13 protein-coding genes and 1 tRNA gene are annotated in these 18,755 nt (G+C 43.3%); 7 read left to right on the top strand and 7 right to left on the bottom strand.

The genetic code is table 11. The annotated features are described in order from the left end of the window. Positions 1-2 precede the first annotated feature (2 nt). From HMPREF9446_RS02790 to HMPREF9446_RS02775, 4 genes are read right to left on the bottom strand one after another with little or no spacing between them, the layout of a single operon-like run. Positions 3-770: a DUF6048 family protein gene (locus tag HMPREF9446_RS02790; RefSeq protein WP_009123880.1), complete on the bottom strand. Its 768-nt coding sequence runs from the start codon at positions 768-770 to the stop codon at positions 3-5. Continuing rightward, a complete protein-coding gene (locus HMPREF9446_RS02785; RefSeq protein ID WP_009123879.1) occupies positions 739-1,224 on the bottom strand; it encodes a DUF6452 family protein in 486 nt (161 codons plus the stop codon). Before HMPREF9446_RS02785 ends, HMPREF9446_RS02790 begins: the two co-directional genes overlap by 32 nt. A gap of 2 nt (positions 1,225-1,226) precedes the next feature. Continuing rightward, positions 1,227-2,180: a glycosyltransferase family 2 protein gene (locus HMPREF9446_RS02780; protein ID WP_009123878.1), complete on the bottom strand. Its 954-nt coding sequence runs from the start codon at positions 2,178-2,180 to the stop codon at positions 1,227-1,229. A gap of 48 nt (positions 2,181-2,228) precedes the next feature. Then, positions 2,229-2,771: a DUF4199 domain-containing protein gene (locus HMPREF9446_RS02775; RefSeq protein WP_009123877.1), complete on the bottom strand. Its 543-nt coding sequence runs from the start codon at positions 2,769-2,771 to the stop codon at positions 2,229-2,231. A gap of 624 nt (positions 2,772-3,395) precedes the next feature. Between HMPREF9446_RS02775 and HMPREF9446_RS02765 the strand changes: the two genes are divergently transcribed. The 7 genes from HMPREF9446_RS02765 to bglX all read left to right on the top strand — a co-directional run bounded on the left by HMPREF9446_RS02765 (position 3,396) and on the right by bglX (position 16,132). Then, positions 3,396-3,469: transfer RNA gene (locus HMPREF9446_RS02765), tRNA-Thr, on the top strand. 161 nt (positions 3,470-3,630) lie between these two features. After that, positions 3,631-6,516: a helix-turn-helix and ligand-binding sensor domain-containing protein gene (locus HMPREF9446_RS02760; RefSeq protein WP_039968353.1), complete on the top strand. Its 2,886-nt coding sequence runs from the start codon at positions 3,631-3,633 to the stop codon at positions 6,514-6,516. 290 nt (positions 6,517-6,806) lie between these two features. Continuing rightward, on the top strand, positions 6,807-9,989 hold the full coding sequence (locus tag HMPREF9446_RS02755) for a SusC/RagA family TonB-linked outer membrane protein (RefSeq protein ID WP_009123874.1): 3,183 nt from the start codon (positions 6,807-6,809) through the stop codon (positions 9,987-9,989). 21 nt (positions 9,990-10,010) lie between these two features. Next, complete coding sequence (locus HMPREF9446_RS02750) at positions 10,011-11,543, top strand: RagB/SusD family nutrient uptake outer membrane protein (protein ID WP_009123873.1); 1,533 nt, start codon at positions 10,011-10,013, stop codon at positions 11,541-11,543. Between the two features lie 29 nt (positions 11,544-11,572). Beyond that, a complete protein-coding gene (locus tag HMPREF9446_RS02745) occupies positions 11,573-12,445 on the top strand; it encodes a PKD domain-containing protein (protein ID WP_009123872.1) in 873 nt (290 codons plus the stop codon). A gap of 139 nt (positions 12,446-12,584) precedes the next feature. Then, positions 12,585-13,877, top strand: a complete 1,293-nt coding sequence (locus HMPREF9446_RS02740) for a glycoside hydrolase family 2 protein (protein ID WP_039968351.1) — start codon at positions 12,585-12,587, stop codon at positions 13,875-13,877. Positions 13,878-13,879: 2 nt separating this feature from the next. Continuing rightward, complete coding sequence (gene bglX, locus HMPREF9446_RS02735; protein WP_009123870.1) at positions 13,880-16,132, top strand: beta-glucosidase BglX; 2,253 nt, start codon at positions 13,880-13,882, stop codon at positions 16,130-16,132. Between the two features lie 100 nt (positions 16,133-16,232). Here bglX and eno read toward each other — a convergent pair whose 3' ends face one another. The 3 genes from eno to crcB all read right to left on the bottom strand — a co-directional run bounded on the left by eno (position 16,233) and on the right by crcB (position 18,638). Beyond that, a complete protein-coding gene (gene eno, locus HMPREF9446_RS02730; protein WP_009123869.1) occupies positions 16,233-17,513 on the bottom strand; it encodes a phosphopyruvate hydratase in 1,281 nt (426 codons plus the stop codon). 64 nt (positions 17,514-17,577) lie between these two features. Continuing rightward, positions 17,578-18,246 (bottom strand): pentapeptide repeat-containing protein, encoded by a 669-nt coding sequence (locus HMPREF9446_RS02725; RefSeq protein WP_039968349.1) that lies wholly within the window; start codon positions 18,244-18,246, stop codon positions 17,578-17,580. A 14-nt stretch (positions 18,247-18,260) separates the two neighbouring features. After that, on the bottom strand, positions 18,261-18,638 hold the full coding sequence (gene crcB, locus HMPREF9446_RS02720) for a fluoride efflux transporter CrcB (RefSeq protein ID WP_039968347.1): 378 nt from the start codon (positions 18,636-18,638) through the stop codon (positions 18,261-18,263). Between the last annotated feature and the right edge of the window lie 117 nt (positions 18,639-18,755).

The raw sequence follows: 18,755 nt of genomic DNA, 5'->3' as shown, positions 1-18,755 counted from the left end.
GTCTAGAAAGGTAATTTATAGGTTATTGTATAGCTTACTCCTAATGTGTTGGAACCGTATTTCCCGAATCCCGGCACATACCAGGGGTCACCGTACTTATCGGAGGAGGCAGATAACTTGAATTTGAAGCGGAGAGCCCATCCCATGTATAGCTCTTTCCAGACATGGGCGCGTATGCCGACGCAAAATTCAGCCCATTGCATCGAGCCTTTCATGCCTTTGTGGTTATAAGGCAAACTTCCGCCCCATATCTCATCTTCAAGGTTGGGATTGCCTACAATCCCTCCATATATAGGGTCGTTCATGGCAAGCGCTTCAACATTGTACTTAAAACTGCTTGCGCCATAACGGAGACCTACAAGTAACATGTGTCCGTGTCGTTTGTTGAACAATGCATTGTAGTCCATTCCGATGCGGAAATAGGGAGCGTTGCTTTTATAGTGAATTCCTTTGTCACTCCAAGTATCTGTTGAGCCATATCCGATTTCGGCTATCGGAAAAAAACGGTTTTTCAAGTTCACGTCAACGACAATTTCCGTACTTAGGAAATCACCTCCGAAAACCTGGCTCCCAAGTCCCCATAAATCCACCCCGATAGATACGCCATTGTAGAGTGGATATTCCATCTCCGGTTTCTTGTCTTTTTTCTCTGCCTTGGGAGGGGTCTTTCCTTGAGGAGCAGACATGTTGCCATTCTGTGCCCGCAAGGGAATAACCATCAGAAAGCAAAGTGCCAGACTAATAGAATAATTTAAAATTTTCCCTTCCATAGATACCGGCTTCTTTATTTGATACATAAATAGAGTCAAGATTGCGGCGGGTGTAGCGGATGTCTGTAACGGCCTGCTTCATTTGGTAACCGCAATCCATTGACAAAAAATAAGGCGTGTTGGTATGATGAATGACAATCGTGTCGGCAGTAACTTTACTATATCGAAATACCAGTTTGGTGGAATCGGCGGTATATCTCAGTGGAAGCGAAATATCGTGCACCTTTTTCTGGTTGTTGATAATTATGGAATCTGTACCATACGCTGTTACGGTCAATGAGTCAAGTGTGTCATTTTCTACCATCTGAGTCACGGGATCTATCGTGTATAGGGTGCATTGTAACATGGCACGGGTAGCCATGGAACAATCCGCTTCTTCCGAACAGGAAATCGCGATACTGATTATAGGGCAAAGAAGGGCACCTGATATGATAAGTCTGATTAAGCTTTTCATAATTAAATCGTTTTCTCTATTTGATATTTATTGCGTTCAGGAGCAGTGCGTGAGATTAACTCCCCGAGGAATCCTGCTACAAACAACTGGGTACCGATAATCATGGATGTCAGTGACAGATAGAAATAGGGAGAATCCGTGACGAGGCGGTAGGGCATGCCGTGATGCATGTAGTACAGTTTGCTGGTACCGACAATGATTACGGCAATAAATCCGAGAATAAACATCAGTGAACCTAGCAACCCGAAGAAATGCATCGGCTTTATTCCAAAGGTGGAAAGGAACCAGAGCGATATCAAATCCAGATATCCGTTGACGAAACGGTTGAGTCCGAACTTGGTCGTACCGTATTTTCTTGCTTGGTGATGCACCACTTTCTCGCCGATTTTCTTGAAACCGGCATTCTTGGCAAGATAGGGAATGTAACGGTGCATTTCTCCATACACCTCTATATTCTTGATAACCTCTTTGCGGTATGCTTTTAATCCGCAATTAAAGTCGTGCAGATTCTTGATGCCGGAAACCTTGCGTGCCGTGGCGTTGAAAAGCTTGGTCGGTAGTGTTTTGGATAGCGGGTCATAACGCTTTTGCTTCCAGCCCGATACCAGGTCATAGCCTTCTCCGGTAATCATGCGGTAAAGTTCCGGAATTTCGTCCGGACTGTCCTGCAAGTCGGCATCCATCGTGATGACAACATCGCCTTGCGCCCGTTCAAAACCACAGAACAAAGCCGGAGACTTGCCATAATTCCGGCGAAACTTGATGCCCTGTACCTTGTCCGGTGCTTGTGCGTGCAACTGCTCGATTACTTGCCAGGAATGGTCGGTGCTTCCGTCATTCACAAAAATAACTTCGTAAGAAAAACCGTTGGCTTTCATTACCCGTTCAATCCATGCGAACAGTTCGGGAAGAGATTCTTCCTCATTATATAATGGTACGACAACTGAAATATCCATCTTCTTTACGGTTTTACTATTTATAAATAATAGTCTGCTATCTTTTATCTATTCATTGCTGGCCTCTTGTTTCTTTCTCATTGCAAATAATGCGGTGGGAATAGCCAGTAAGGAACCATAGAATACATTTTGCGACATAAGTTGCATGGTGATGTCTATGGGAGTAAGGGTTTGCATCACAGCCAAAGCATCCTTTAGTTGGTTTACATAAATTTCCACGCCCGGAATGTTGTTTTGCGAGAAACTGTCCAACATGGTTTCGTAGGTATTGATTACAAAACCGTGGTCAATGAACCGGAAATAAATGTAATGGGCAACAGCTGTAAGCAATGCTGCGAATATATACATGAATACGGTGAATATCCATGCCTGTAAAAAGCCGATATTGCCGCCACAAACATGATTTCGGTACATCCTTGTATAGTAATATCCCATGAAAGGTACACATACTGTGAGACCTGCAAATAGGAAAAGAAGAAAAGGAACCATTAGCCCCAAAGGGAAGAGAATGAATTTCAAGATCCAATATCCACCCATATAGGTGCCGAATAGCATAGCGTATCGTTGCATGTAACCTCTATTTTCTGCCATCTTTCTAAAAAATATGTTGCAAAGGTACGAATAATTTGAGTTTCGATTCATACGTTAGGTGTTATTTGTTTATAAAGCTATGCATAATCGTTGTGTGCCATTGACTCGTCTCTCCATTCTTTTTCTTGATTTAGGAAAGCTTTTGGTTTTGACTGCGCAGGTTTTTTCATCAGTTTTCAACTTAGTCTGCCTTTTACCTTACCGATGTGATGATGTGATTGTGGGATAGCCTTAACTTGCTGTTTATTAGAGCGTAATTTTGCCAATTCCTTGCCTTGCCTTTGGCAAACTTTTGCCAAAGCGATGGCAAAGTTTTGCCAAGGCGATGGCAATGTTTTGCCAATACGATGGCAAAGTATTGCCAATGTAGTGGCAAGGTCTTGTCTGTTTGTCGGCAAGAAGATATGATGGCGTTCCTTTTATGCATTGCTTTAGCCTTGCCAATGGGCATGTCGAAAAAAAAGTTTGCGGAAGTATTGCAAGTTTAAAAAAAATGCGTACCTTTGCAACCGCAAAACAAAAACGGGTAAGTCCTATACGGCCAGCTCCCTTCGAATCCTCCAGGGCTTGATCGCAGCAAAGGTAGTTGGTTGTAGCGGCGCGATGTAGATAGCTTACCCACCCGCCTCTTTAGCTCAGTTGGCCAGAGCACGTGATTTGTAATCTCGGGGTCGTTGGTTCGAATCCGACAAGAGGCTCAAAAAGCAGATAATGTGAAAGCATTACCTGCTTTTTTTATTGTTTTTACTACTTGGAATATTCCGTTTGCGGATCATGCCTGAATTTATCGGACGCTTTAGGGGAGCGCTTTGAAAATAAACGTTATTTTTGTGTCACTAAACAAAAAATAGTCATGTACATGAAGAATCACAAATTATATTGGCTTTTTTCTTGGCTTTTTCTTTTTCCTTTTGTTGAACTCTTTGCCGGTTGGAATAGTTTTATCGTAAATTTTGATAAAAGCCTTTATGGAAAAGGTGCGCAAACCTGGCAAATAGCCCCTTATGACGATAAATGGGTTTATTTTGCCAATAAGAATGGCATGGTACAGTTTGACGGCAACGTATGGAGCGTTTTTCCGTTGAACAATTCTTCGGATGTGCGCTCTGTTTTACCTTCTGCCGCTCAGAAACGTATTTATGTGGGAGGGATTAATGAATTTGGCTATTATAAGCCAGATGCTGACGGATCTTTGGTTTATCATTGCATGTCCGACACTTTGGATGGCTCGATCCGCTTTCTTGGCAATGTATGGGGTATTCATGAAGTGGATAATATTTTATATTTTCAAGGTGATGACCGTGTCATAAAATACTTGAATGGAAAATATACCGCTATAGAGATGGATGCCAAGATCGATTGTTCTAATATGGTCAATGGCATTTTATATGTGGGTACGGACAGGGGAGTATGGCTTTTGGTGGGAAATACATTTTTCCCTTTGCAAGGAGGGGATACATTGGCTTCCAAACGTATCCGTGGAATCATACCTTATAAAAAAGGTGTTCTTGTAGTAACGGCTTATAATGGTTTGTATTATTGTGATGGCCGTACGGTGGAACCGTTTATGACTGGTGCCGAAGATTTCATGCGTGAGAATGAGGTGTTTTGTGTGGCAAAGAAAGATGATAAAATAGCGCTTGGCACTATTCATAAAGGACTTGTGCTGATAGATTGTAGTACCGGGCAATTGAAGTATTTTAATGAGAATAACGGATTGCGTAACAATACGGTATTATCTGTATCCTTTGATGTTGCAGGAAATCTTTGGGCCGGACTGGACAGTGGTATTGACTACGTCTGCTTGAGTTCACCTTTTACCAATTTGTATTCTTATCCTTATTCTTACGGTACCGGATATACAGCTGCAGTGGAAAACGGCTATCTTTATTTAGGAACTAACCGGGGGTTGTATTATACTCCCTATCCGGTAAAACTGAATGGCAATTTGCCTGATATTAATCCAATGCCCCAGTCCAGTGGTCAAGTCTGGAATCTTTGCCGTATAGGTGATGAGTTGTTTTGCTTGCATGATCGTGGCATTTTTCAGATCCGGGGTACTTCGGTAAAACGTGTTACGGATATTACAGGTGCATGGTCTTGCCAGTTGGTGACAGGGCATACTGATTTAATGTATGTGGGTGTGTATAACGGTCTTTATCTGGTAGCCAAGAAAAATGGAGAATGGACAGTGGCCTGTAAAATAGATGGAATGGGAGATTCATGCCGTCTTTTTGAACAAGAGAATGAAAAGGTGATTTGGGTATATAATACCGATCATGTAACCCGTATTGAGTTGACCGATGACTTGACGAAAGTACTCAATATCAAGGAGTATGACAAGGATGATGGATTTCCGGCAGGACGTGATATGTATGTTTCAAAAGTTGAAGGACGGATTTATTTTGCCACTTCCAGCGGTATATATAAATATAATCCTCATAAAGAAATAATGGAGCCTTGTCCGGACATGAACAATCTTTTGAATGGCAGTTCGGTTTATTCCCGTTTATTGGAATACAATGATAAGCTCATCAGTTTGAGTCCGCACGAAATATGCAGTGCCAATCTGGGTACTTATAAGCGGGGCTCAAACACAAGTATTACTCCAATCCAACAGTCGTTAGTGGAACTGGTTCCGGACTTTGAAGCTATTATTCCTTTGTCCGATTCTTTGATGATTATTCCTAATGAAGAAGGCTTTGCACTTTTCAGTATTCCTGCTGTAAAAACACGGCAGGACCATGCCCATTCTTTGTATATAAAAAACATGTATCTATCTTACCCTAAAGACTCCTTGGTATATACTGCTAACTTTTTGGGGCAGAAATCTTTTCCTCAAATTTCATATTCGCAGAATTCGGTCCGTTTTGAGTATGGGCTTCCATCCTTTATGCAGGGAGACGACATACATTTCCAATATCGCTTGAATAAAGGGAATTGGTCTGACTTTACGGCTGTAAGTACAAAAGAATATAGTAATTTATCCGAAGGTGAATATACTTTTGAGGTAAAAGCCGTTTTTCCCGACGGTACCACCTCGTTGGATGAAATAATGTTTCGCATTCTCCCTCCATGGTATCGGAGTGTTCCGGCGTATATCTGTTATATTGTGCTTGCTTTGTTTGCCTTGTGGTATATCTATCGTTGGGATGATGTTCGTGTGAGGCGTAAAAAACAGCAGGCTGTCATTGAGAAAGATAAAGAATTGCATGAGTTGGAAAAGGGGTATGAAGAAGAAAAAGCGCGCCAGGAAAAGCAAATAATGCAATTGGAGAAGGAAAGGTTGGAATATGATTTGCAGCACAAAAGTCAGGAAATGGCCAATCTGATGATTAATTTAGTTCGCAAGAATGAGATGCTGACTGAGATTAAATCGGAAATTTATAAGGTATCAACTCTGTTGAAAGGTGAGGGTACCCGTGAAGGCAAACAGCAGCTGATGCTTATAAACAGCAGGATTGATGCTAATATTCAGAGTGATGAGGTATTGAAGCGTATTGAGGATCAGTTTGATCTTATACATAATAATTTTATGAAACGCCTTCATGCCAAGCATCCTGATCTCTCTAATAATGAACGTATGATGTGTGCTTATCTTAAAATGAATCTTTCTACCAAAGAAATTGCGCCGCTGTTGAACATTTCGGTTCGTGGGGTGGAAACTATTCGTTACCGCCTTCGCAAGAAATTTGGTTTGGAAAGGGAGGATAGCTTGACGGATTATCTGAATAATAAACTATAACCTTTTAATTAACGTCCTTTAGGTAATTGTGGCTTTAAGAAGGAGAGAAATGTTAAATTCTCTCCTTTTGTGTTATATAGCATGTTATGACGTATTATGCTAAAGTATATATAATAGTATGATTTATAGTAGTATAATTGGTTGTGACGTATTTATAACGTATTTGAATATTTGATTTGACGTATTAAAGAATAGGTGGTTTTTTGTTGTTATATTCAATTTTACTCTATGTTTGCACTGTTCAATTATGAGCAAAACCGAGAAATGTTAATCTTAATTTAGTAAAACTTATGAAAAAGTTATTATCAGTTTTATTTCTATTAAGCTTTACCTTGGCTTCTGTATATGCCCAGAATATACAGGTAAAAGGTACGGTGGTAAGTGGTTCTGACAATGAGCCATTGCCTGGAGTAAATGTGGTGGTGAAGGGAAATACCGGTATTGGTACAATCACTGGCTTGGAGGGTGAATTTACACTATCAGTTCCTTCCGATGCAGTTCTTTCAATTACTTATATAGGCTTTAAGGCGCAAGACATTGCAGTGAAGGGGCAGCATAATCTGAAAATAGTGCTGATGGAAGACACAGAGACACTGGATGAAGTTGTAGTAGTGGGTTACGGTGTCCAAAAGAAAAGTGTGGTAACTGCTGCCATCAGCCGTGTCGGTGCCGATGAACTGAACGCCGCAAAGCCGTCACGCGTAGAGGATGCTTTGAAAGGTAAAGTGTCTGGTGTACAGATTACACAAAGTTCCGGCCAACCAGGTTCGGATTCCAAAGTACGTATTCGCGGTATCGGTACGGTCAATAACTCAGACCCGTTATATATTGTTGATGGCATGCCGGTTGACGGGGGTATTAACTATCTGAACCCGGTTGATATTGAATCAGTTGAAATCTTGAAAGATGCTGCTTCTGCTGCAATTTATGGTGCGCGTGCAGCCAATGGTGTTGTTTTGGTTACTACGAAAGGTGGTAAAACAGGAAAAACAACTATTAATTACGATTTCAGTTACGGTTGGCAGAATCCGTGGAAAAAGAAAGCCGTTTTGGACGCTACGGAATATATGACCATTATGAACGAAATGGATGTCAATGATGGTAATGCTCCCCGTTACACCCAAGAACAGATTGCCAATGCTGGAAAAGGTACTGACTGGCAGGATGAAACATTCAATTATGATGCTCCTATTCAGCAACACCAGGTAAGTATTAGTGGTGGCAGCGATAAAGTACAGTATTTCCTTTCTTTAGGCTATTTCAATCAAGAAGGTATTGTAGGGGGTGATTATGGAAAGTCTAATTATGAACGTTGGAGTTTGCGTTCTAATTCAACTTATACAGTATTTGAAGATAATTCTCGTAAATTTTTGAATAAGTTGAAAGTTGGCGTGAATATAGGTTATTCAAGAGGCACTTCTACAGGTATTGAAACAAACTCGGAATATGGCTCGATTTTAGGTAGTGCCATTGCCTTTTCTCCATTGGTGCCGGTTTATGCTTCAAAAGAGGAAGGTGAGGCTATTTTGAAACAATATCCTACTGCTGTGACAGATAAGGACGGCAATGTTTTCTCTTTGCCTCCTACCGGTTATCAAGAATTGGCAAATCCTGTTGCACAGCTGAATTCTCCTTCTGTAACTAAAAATAATGAGGATAAGTTTGTTGGATCTTTTTGGGCTGAATTAGATATTCTTCCGGGATTGAAGTTCAAGAGCAGTTATGGTGCCGACCTGGCTTTTTGGGGCGCTGACGGTTACGGATTTGAGTATTATATGGGCTCAATGAAGAAAAATGAAAAGAGTTGGGTGCAAAGTGAAATGAACCGCGGTTTCAAATGGCAGGTTGAAAATGTATTGACTTACAACAAGACTTTTGCCGAGAAGCACAATCTGACGGTTGTATTAGGACAATCTGCCCAGAAATACTCTGTACGTAAGTTAGGTGGTTCTGATTATAATTTGTTGGATACTGATCCCAACAAAGCTAATATTAATTCTGCTATCGGTGACCGTGACGACGAACGTGTTTGGGGGGGGACAGACGGTTATAACTTTACTGCTTTGGCTTCTTATTTCGGACGTATTGATTATAACTTCGCAGAACGTTATATGTTGCAGTTAACCATGCGCCGTGACGGTTCCTCTCGTTTCGGACCAGACCATAAATGGGCTACTTTCCCTGCGGTTTCTGTTGGTTGGAATGTATGGAATGAGCCATATTTGGCAGATATACAGCCTTCGTGGTTTGATTCTTTCAAAGTTCGTTTCAGCTGGGGTAAGAATGGTAATGAAAACATCGGTAACTTCCGTTATGCAGCTTTGATGGATGGCGGTCAAAACTACTACTTTGGTGGCGGTTATGTTGTAAAAGATGCAAGTAAGGGTGGTGTAATGCAATATGGTTCGTCTCCGGCCGCATTGGCTAATCCGAATATTAAATGGGAAGAATCGGAACAGATAGACTTGGGTTTTGACGCACGTTTCTTTGACGCTCGCCTGAATTTAGGCTTTGATTATTTTAAGAAAAAAACAAATGGTATGTTGATGGACCAGCCTATTCCTAGTTATGTAGGCCAGAGTGCTCCGATGTCCAACTTGGGTAAGATGGAAAACTGGGGTATTGAGCTGGAAGCCGGTTGGAAACATACCATCAAGGACTTTAGTTACCGTATTTCTGCTAATGCATCTTATCTGAAGAATAAATTGATCAACTTAGGAAATGCATCCGGTGAGACGAACTATGAAAATGCAGGTGCTTCTGGTGTAGGTGACTATGTACACGCCAAGAACGGTGAAGTATGGCCCTATTTCTATGGTATGGTGACAGATGGTCTGTTCCAGAATCAGGCAGAGATTGACGCTTATGTAAATGACAAAGGTGAAATAATGCAGCCGGATGCTCAACCGGGTGACGTTAGATTCGTTGACTTTAATGGTGATGGTAAGGTGAATGATGACGACAGAACCAAGATTGGTAAAGGTATGCCGGACTGGACATTTGGTTTTACATTAGGTGCTGACTGGAAAGGCTTCGATTTGAATTTGTTCTTCCAGGGAACTATAGGAAATGATATTTATGACTTTGCACAGCGTGGTGATATTCCGGCGATGAACCGTCCTACTTGGATACTTGATCGTTGGATGGGTGAAGGCACTTCCAATTCAATACCTCGTATGACTTCGGCCAATCCTAATAAGAACTGGCGTTCTTCTGATTTATATGTGAAAGATGGTTCTTACTTACGCTTGAAAACGGCTCAATTGGGCTATACGCTGCCTGCTTCTTTGACAAAGAAGTTCTCTGTCCAAAGATTGAGAGTATATGTTTCTGCCGAAAATTTGATTACCATTACTGGTTATGATGGATTTGACCCGGAACTGGCATCTGGCGGTTATACTACTTTGGGCGTTGATAAAGGTATTTATCCGCAATCAAGAACTATTTCTTTAGGTGCAAATATAACTTTCTAAACTTCTTAAAAATAATACGATATGAAAAAGTATAAAATATTCACTATCGCAGCTCTTTTGTCATCGGCATTGGTGACAACTTCATGTGGCGATGATTTTTTGACCGCAAATTCTACGGAAAAGCCTATGGCTGGCGCTCCTGCGACTGAAGGTACTATTCTTTCCAGTCTTGGATCTGCTTATCAGATTCTTTTGTTTGACAGTTATGCCAATAACAATTATAATAGTATTTTGCTGATGTCAGATCTTCGTTCGGACGATTTGTACAAAGGCGGTGGTGATGCCGGAGACCAAGCTGCGTTATATTCTTTGTCACAATTCAACATGAGTGCTGCCGAAAGCCTGGGAGGTTTATGGAGTATCTATTTCACGGGCTTGGCACGTTGTAACAATGCAATTATAGCTTGTGCAAATGCAGAAGGTGTCCAGGAACGTAAGGTGAAACAGTATAATGCAGAGGCTCACTTCTTGCGTGCTTATTATGTCCACTTGTTATGGAAGTTCTTTGGGAATATTCCTTATTTCGAGGAGCCTTTGCAAGATCCTTATATGACCAAGCAAATCTCAGCCGATGAAATTTATAATGAAATAATGGCTGACCTTGAAGTGGCTTGTGAAGAGGGGGTTATGGAAATGGTGAATAATTCTGGTGACAATAAAGGACGTGCATGTAGAGCTGCGGCTTTAATGTTGAAGGCACGTGTAGTGATGTATCAGAAGGATCAAAGCAGATATGCGGAAATAGCCAACGACATGGCTACCATTATTAAGAGTGGCAAGTTTGAATTGATGGATGATTTTGATGCTATGTGGCTGGATGAGAATGAATTCTGTAAAGAATCTATATTTGAAAGCAATCAGTTGCCTGAAGGTAAAACATGGTCGTCAGGCTGGCAAGGATATGGTACTAATCTGCCTGCATTTATTTCTCCAAATGAATTGAATGACCCGAGCGGAGTATTCAAAGGTGGCTGGGGATTTGCTCCGGTGCGTCAATCTGCTTATGATATGTATGAAGAAGGTGACTTGCGTCGTGATGCTTCTATTAATGATTGGAGAGGAGCTAGTTATGGACACCGTTTTCAGGATACAGGCTTGTTCCAACGTAAATATGCAGCCCGTGAAGGTTATAATCCTCCTCCCGGAGATACTGATTTGAACTATTGTAATAATTTACGCATTTTCCGTTATGCTGAGACATTGTTGAATTATGTGGAATTGGTCAAGATGGACGGTGTAGCCGAGCAGCAGGGAGTGGACGCTCAGGAATGTTTCAACTTGATTCGTAAACGTGCTTTTGGCATTGACAAACCGCTTGCTGCAACTGCTGAAAACATTAAATCAGAGCGCCATAAAGAATTCTTGGGTGAAGGTATGCGCTTTTACGATTTAGTACGTTGGGGAGATGCTGCTGCTGTTTTGACGGAAAATGACGCTGCGCATAATTCTGTACGTACTTATGATGATAACAAGAAACTCATTCCTATTCCTTTGAATGAAATTGAAAAAACGAAAGGAACTGAGTTTGAATTGAAACAGAATCCGGGATACTAATCAGGTATAATATTTAAAAAGAATTTGATATGAAAAATATATTTAAAATAGGTCTGTTTGCTTTAGTAACTGCTTTTGCGATGACTTCTTGTGATCCACAAGATGGTGACGACCATTCATTGGGTGTAAAACCTCAAGAAAGCCAGTTGAGCTTTACTGCTACTCCGGGCAGTAATCCGAATGTGGTGACTTTGAAAAATACATCTTCTCTCAAAGGGCTTGTAGTGACTTGGGATTTAGGTAATGGAGTAACAGCCAAAGGGGAAGAAGTAGTGGCATCTTATCCTTTTGCCAACACTTATACCATTGCCATGACAGCATACAATACTGGCGGCTCGACGACTATTACACAAACCATCACTATTGCCAATAATGATGAATCGCAAATCGAACCTAAAGCGATTATTTTGGCAGGCGGTTTGACGGGTAGTAAGACATGGGTATTTGACCGTGCTCATGACGGACATTTTGGCGTAGGACCGGGTGCAGGTAATCCCGATTATAATGGAACTCCCAGTTGGTGGTCTTGCCCGGCTGAGGGTAAGGCAGAATGTGCTCTTTACGAAAATGAGTTTTCTTTCCATTTGGATGGCGGTTATAATATGACTTGGGTTAATAAAGGGAAAATTTATACGAATGGTGCCGGCAAGGATAAACTTCCGGGAGTGGCGACTGTACCCGGTGCCGGAGACTTTGATGTGGAGTACATTCCTAAAGAAGCCTATACTTTTACAGTTGACGGTGATAAATTGAAATTGAGTGACGATGCTTTCTTCGGTCATTTTGCGGGAACATCTACTTATACAATCAAGACTCTGAATGAAAATGAACTTTATCTGGAGTGCTCAAGTGCTGTAGAGTCTGGTAATGGCTGGTGGTATCGCTTTGTTCCTAAAAAATAGGGAATGATTGGATAAATGCAAGGAGGCTGTGCTGTGTCACTTCCGGCACAGCCTTTTTCTTTCTCTGATAGTTGTAGTAAAATGAAGAAATATTTAGGGATGACTGATATTCGCTCTTATTTTTAAAGATGTTTTTATGATGAAGAATTTGTTGATTTTTGCTTGTCTTTTTTTCTGCGGTTTGTTTTCGGGTTGTTCTTCTTCACCGAAGAGTGGCCTTGAAATACGGAAAACCGGAGACGGACATAAACTCTATATCGATGGAAGGGAAACCTATATTAAAGGTGTAGGTGGCGCTTACCGTCTGGATATTGCCTCCGAGAGTGGCGCCAATGCTTTTAGGACATGGGGAGGCAATGTGGAGGAAGTAAAGAAGAATTTGGCATTGGCTTCAGAGAACCGCATGTATGTGATGCAGGGAATCGGCATGACTAAAGATTCTGCCCGGTATTACGATGATACATATAAAGACAAAATGCGTGCTGAAGTCCGTCTGCTGGCAGAAACATTCAAAAACGATACGAGTCTGTTGGCTTGGGGTATCGGTAATGAAATAGAATTAGGTAATGCCAATGTGGCTGCGGCATGGCAGTTTGTGGAAGAACTGGCACAATTGATAAAATCCATCGATAAACGCCACCTGGTTTCCACTGTAATTTCATACAATCCGAAAGCTTTGGATTCCATAGCCATGTATGCTCCTACGCTGGACTATGTGGGAATCAATGTGTATGGTCCGATGGATAAAGTGAGGGAAGTAGTTGACCAATCGGCCTACAAAGGAGCCTTTATGATTACGGAATGGGGACCGACCGGCTGGTGGGAGACTGCCACTACAGAGTGGAAAGCTCCCATTGAACAAACCAGCGAGGAAAAACGGCAGGTTTACGAGGAACGTTATACCCAATATATTTCGCAAAATCCCCGTTGTTTGGGTTCTTTTGTTTTCTTGTGGGGGCAGAAAGAAGAACGCACACCTACCTGGTTCAGTATGTTCGTGGAAGATAAGGTGGACAAGTTTCCGCTGCGTGGAGAAAAGACGCCGATGGTAGAAGCGATGCAAAGAGTATGGACGGGTAGGGAACCGACGGAAACGGCCCCGGTAATCGAGGGGATGACCATCAACGACAAACACGCTATCGATAATATCCGTATTGAAGCGGGAGTTCCTTTTGTGGCTAATGTGGCCGTAACAGATAAAGAAGATGACCGGTTGACCTATGTCTGGGAGATTCTCAAAGAGGCTACCGTACTGGGATTCGGCGGTTCATACGAGCCTCGTCCGGAAAGATACGGTGAGGTAGTGACTTCAGATGTAAATTCTTACGGAACCACCATCCATATACCCGGGGAATACCGGTTGTATGGATATGTTCTGGATAACACAGGTTTTGTATCAACCGTTAATGTTCCATTTCAAGTAATTAAATAAGAATGAAAGCAGCTAATATTTTCTCAGCTTGTTTGTTCCTGTTGCCTTTGGCGTCATGTACGCAAGTTACGGATTCCGGAAGAGATGCAGTTATTGAACAAAAGATTGAGGCTTTGTTGTCCAAGATGACCTTGGAAGAAAAAATCGGGCAGATGAACCAGATTTCTTCTTACGGGAATATCGAGGACATGAGTGGACTGATAAAGAAAGGTGAAATCGGTTCTGTTTTGAATGAAGTAGATCCGGTGCGTGTCAATGCGCTGCAACGTGTGGCGGTAGAAGAGTCCCGTTTGGGCATTCCTTTGCTGATGGCACGCGATGTCATTCACGGTTTTAAAACGATTTTTCCTATTCCTTTGGGGCAGGCTGCGTCTTTTGACCCGGAAGTGGCAAAAGATGCTGCCAGGATAGCGGCCATCGAGGCCTCTTCCGTAGGTATCCGTTGGACCTTTGCTCCGATGATTGACGTCTCCCGCGATCCCCGTTGGGGACGTATTGCCGAGAGTTGCGGCGAAGATACCTATCTTTCGTCGGTGATGGGAGCGGCTATGGTGAGAGGTTTCCAAGGCGATTCTTTGAACAATCCTACTTCGATTGCCGCCTGCGCCAAACACTTTGTCGGTTATGGAGCAGCAGAGGGAGGACGTGACTATAACTCTACCTTTATTTCGGAACGCAGTTTGCGCAATGTTTATCTGCCTCCTTTTGAGGCGGCGGCCAAAGCAGGTGCGGCTACTTTCATGACTTCGTTCAATGATAATGATGGAGTGCCTTCTACCGGAAACAAGTTTATTCTGAAGGATATACTTCGTGATGAATGGGGCTTCGACGGACTGGTAGTGACAGACTGGAATTCTGCCAGGGAGATGATAGCCCATGGATTTGCCGCCGACGACAAAGAAGCAGCCGCTTTGGCGGTGAATGCCGGAGTGGATATGGAAATGGTGAGTTATACTTTCTTCAAATGCCTGCCCGAGCAGGTTAAAGCCGGAAAGGTGAAAGAAGAGGTGGTAGATGAAGCGGTGCGGAACATTTTGAGGGTCAAATTCCGTCTGGGATTGTTTGACAATCCGTATGTGGATGAGAAGAGCCCTTCGGTGATGTATGATGAATCTCATTTGGCCGCCGCTAAACGGGCAGCGGAAGAATCCGCCATCTTGTTGAAGAATGAGGGGGAAGTGTTGCCTTTGAAAGAGGGCGTACGTACGGTAGCTATAGTGGGCCCCATGGCGGATGCTCCTCATGACCAGCTGGGCACTTGGATTTTTGATGGTGAGAAGTCGCATACACAAACTCCGTTGTCGGCAATCAAGGCTATGTATGGAGACAGAGTACAGGTGATTGATGAACCGGGTCTGGCTTATAGTCGTGACAAGAGTATGGCAGGTATTTCAAAGGCAGTCTCGGCGGCGCAACGTGCGGACGTGGTAATTGCGTTTGTCGGAGAAGAGGCAATCTTGTCCGGTGAAGCACATTGTCTGGCAGACTTGAACCTGCAAGGCGCGCAATCCGAACTGATTGCCGCATTGGCCCGAACAGGCAAGCCCCTGGTTACTGTGATTATGGCAGGCCGTCAGCTTACTATCGGTAAAGAGGCGGAAGCTTCGGATGCAGTGTTGTACTCTTTCCATCCGGGAACTATGGGAGGTCCTGCCATAGCCGATTTGTTGTTCGGAAAAGCTGTGCCGAGCGGCAAGACTCCTGTCACTTTCTTGCAGACGGTGGGACAAGTCCCCCTGTACTATGCACACAATAATTCGGGCAGGCCGGCATCTTCCCACTTCAAGCCGCTGGATCAAGTGCCATTGGAGGCCAGCCAGACCTCCGAAGGAAGTTCTTCCTCTTATATGGATGCAGGAGTTCAACCTCTCTATCCGTTTGGATATGGCTTGTCTTATACAACTTTCAAGTATGGCAAACCACAGCTTTCCTCCAAGAAACTTTCTTCCGGAGACGTGTTGACAGTAACCTTTACTTTAGAGAATACCGGCAAATATGAAGGTACGGAAGTGGCCCAACTTTATGTACAGGATAAGGTTGCATCCGTAACCCGTCCGGTAAAAGAGTTGAAACGCTTTGCCCGTGTTGCATTGAAGCCGGGCGAGAAAAAGACGGTGACGTTTGAACTTCCGGTAAGCGAACTTGCTTTCTGGAATATAGATAGGGTGAAAACGGTAGAACCGGGAGAGTTTGCTCTCTGGGTGGCACCGGATAGCCAGGCTGGAGAAGAAGTTTCCTTTCAGGTAGTAGATTGATTGTTGATTTTAGGGTTAAAAAGCGAGGGGGCGGACCGTCACGGTCCGTCCCCTTTTGCTCTACTAACACTTGTTTAATCTATTAACCTTCAAAATGCGACTATCTGATCTTTTTATATCCGTAAATTGCATTCTTGCCCAATTCCTCTTCGATGCGGAGCAGCTGGTTATATTTAGCCATACGGTCTGAACGGCTCAGAGAACCTGTCTTGATTTGTCCGCTGTTGGTAGCCACGGCGATATCGGCAATGGTCGAATCTTCCGTTTCGCCGGAACGGTGGGAAGTCACGGTGGTATATCCATGGCGGTGTGCCATTTCAATAGCATTCAGCGTTTCTGTAAGAGAGCCGATTTGGTTGACCTTTATCAGAATGGAGTTGGCGCAGCCTTTTTCGATGCCCATTGCGAGGAAGTCCACATTGGTGACGAACAGGTCATCACCTACCAGCTGGCAACGGTTGCCGATACGTTCGGTCAGTTTCTCCCAGCCTTCCCAGTCGTTTTCACTCATGCCGTCCTCGATGGAGTCGATAGGATATTTGTTGATCAGCTCTTCCAGATAGTCAATCTGCTCGTCGGCAGTACGCTTCTTGCCTTTTTCGCCTTCAAACTTGGTATAGTCGTAGATACCGTCATGGTAAAACTCGGATGAAGCGCAGTCCATGGCAATCTTCACATCTTTGCCCGGCTCGTAACCGGCAGCCTTAATCGCGGCTATAATGGAATTTAAAGCGTCTTCCGTACCTTCCAGTTCTGGAGCAAAACCACCTTCATCACCTACTGCGGTAGTCAGGCCACGGTCTTTCAATACTTTCTTCAAGGAGTGGAATACTTCGGCACCCATACGCAGGCCTTCGCGGAAAGAGTTGGCACCTATGGGGCGAATCATAAATTCCTGGAAAGCAATGGGCGCGTCACTGTGTGAGCCGCCATTGATGATGTTCATCATAGGCACAGGCATCACGTATGTATTGGTGCCGCCAATGTACCGGTAAAGAGGCATATCCAGATAGGCAGCTGCAGCCTTGGCAACGGCAAGTGACACGCCGAGAATGGCATTGGCACCTAAGTTTGATTTTGTCTTGGTTCCGTCCAGTGCCAGCATGGTATGGTCTATCCCCATTTGGTCGAGGGCAGACATGCCGATCAGTTTCGGGGCAATGATATCATTGATGTTGTTTACGGCTTTCAATACACCTTTGCCGCCATAACGTTTCTTGTCGCCGTCACGCAATTCCAGTGCTTCGTGTTCTCCCGTAGATGCACCCGAGGGGACAGAAGCACGGCCCATAAAGCCTGATTCCAGAATTACATCTACTTCTACTGTGGGGTTGCCTCTTGAATCGAGGATTTCACGTCCGATAATTTTTTCTATTTTCATGTTCTTTGAGTTTTTAGTCTAAACTGAACTTATAACAAATGAAAACAGGAAATTGTTTAGCGGTTTAATCTTTAATGGTCAATCCTAAAAGGGAAGTCAAGTCTATGGCTTGCATTGTATTGACTATTGCGCCGCGTATGTCCGGAAGATTGACACGGATACCTTCTATATGGGAGTTGCTGAAGTCGATACCTTTGAGGGAAGTATGTGAAAATTCACTCTCGACCAATTCACAATGCTCAAAAGCGATGGAAGTGAGTCTGCAATCATTGATGTCGCTGTTGCGGAGATTGCAGGTGGAGAAATGCGCCTGATTGATTTTGCTCATGGAAAGATTGAGGTATTGCGCATTGCAGTCTGTCATGCAGATGTGGTTCAGTACGGTTTCCGGAAGATTTGTACCAAGCAGTTTGCAGGATACAAATTCCACTCTGAAAAGGGCGCTTTCTGCCAACGAAATGTTGGATAAATCACAATTCTCAAAACGTACATCTGTAAAGTGGGTTGATTTCAGTTTGCAATCACTGAACTGGATATGGCTGAAAGTGCAGTTGGTGATACTTTTGTAATGACAGTTTATGGACTCTTCCGTATGTTCGCTGAAGTGAAATCCTCTGACGGTTTCTTCTGTTTCCAGCCATTCTTTTAATGATTTTGGGCTTTCGGTTTGTCCTTCCAGAGTAGGAGGAGTAATCCGTACGGGAGGCATAATGAAAGTTTTACCGGTTTTCATGTTGGTATTCTCTGTTAAATGTAACGTCCGCAGGCTCCACCGGCAAAAGCGGCAGTGATTCCTAATATTATACTTAATAAGGTATATAGGATAAACATTCCGTAAAAGCCTTGTTTTATCATTATCAGTCCGTCGTTGCTGAAGGTTGAGAAAGTAGTGAAGCCGCCGCATAATCCGGTAGTCAGCAGCATACGTACCTCGGTGGATAAGTTGAAACGGGCGGACAAGCTGTAAAACAGTCCGATAAGGAAGCTGCCGAGTATATTGACAGTGAACGTTGCCCACGGAAAAGAGTAGGGGATTATGCGTTCGTGCAATGCCATTTGTACACAATAGCGGAGGACGCTGCCTATGCCGCCGCCGAGGAAGATAGCTATCAGTTCTTTACTCATAGGTCGTTGGGGAATGTTTCGGGGTGCAAAGGTAGTGAAGGTGGAGAATATTTCAGCGGTTTTTCCCAAATGTTTTGATGTAAACCTAAAATCCGCAACTATCATCCAATACACGAT

It is taken from the genome of Bacteroides fluxus YIT 12057 (assembly GCF_000195635.1).
GTDB lineage: Bacteria > Bacteroidota > Bacteroidia > Bacteroidales > Bacteroidaceae > Bacteroides > Bacteroides fluxus.
The sequence above is the reverse complement of the archived record's forward strand: the minus strand, read 5'-3'. Positions and strand labels throughout refer to the sequence as shown.

Coding starts and splice junctions, on each gene's coding strand:
- HMPREF9446_RS02785 (WP_009123879.1), bottom strand. CDS start 1,224: ATGAAAAGCTTAATCAGACTTATCATATCAGGTGCCCTTCTTTGCCCT.
- HMPREF9446_RS02745 (WP_009123872.1), top strand. CDS start 11,573: ATGAAAAATATATTTAAAATAGGTCTGTTTGCTTTAGTAACTGCTTTT.
- crcB (WP_039968347.1), bottom strand. CDS start 18,638: ATGAGTAAAGAACTGATAGCTATCTTCCTCGGCGGCGGCATAGGCAGC.
- HMPREF9446_RS02750 (WP_009123873.1), top strand. CDS start 10,011: ATGAAAAAGTATAAAATATTCACTATCGCAGCTCTTTTGTCATCGGCA.
- eno (WP_009123869.1), bottom strand. CDS start 17,513: ATGAAAATAGAAAAAATTATCGGACGTGAAATCCTCGATTCAAGAGGC.
- HMPREF9446_RS02740 (WP_039968351.1), top strand. CDS start 12,585: ATGAAGAATTTGTTGATTTTTGCTTGTCTTTTTTTCTGCGGTTTGTTT.
- HMPREF9446_RS02760 (WP_039968353.1), top strand. CDS start 3,631: ATGAAGAATCACAAATTATATTGGCTTTTTTCTTGGCTTTTTCTTTTT.
- bglX (WP_009123870.1), top strand. CDS start 13,880: ATGAAAGCAGCTAATATTTTCTCAGCTTGTTTGTTCCTGTTGCCTTTG.
- HMPREF9446_RS02775 (WP_009123877.1), bottom strand. CDS start 2,771: ATGGCAGAAAATAGAGGTTACATGCAACGATACGCTATGCTATTCGGC.
- HMPREF9446_RS02755 (WP_009123874.1), top strand. CDS start 6,807: ATGAAAAAGTTATTATCAGTTTTATTTCTATTAAGCTTTACCTTGGCT.
- HMPREF9446_RS02790 (WP_009123880.1), bottom strand. CDS start 770: ATGGAAGGGAAAATTTTAAATTATTCTATTAGTCTGGCACTTTGCTTT.
- HMPREF9446_RS02780 (WP_009123878.1), bottom strand. CDS start 2,180: ATGGATATTTCAGTTGTCGTACCATTATATAATGAGGAAGAATCTCTT.
- HMPREF9446_RS02725 (WP_039968349.1), bottom strand. CDS start 18,246: ATGAAAACCGGTAAAACTTTCATTATGCCTCCCGTACGGATTACTCCT.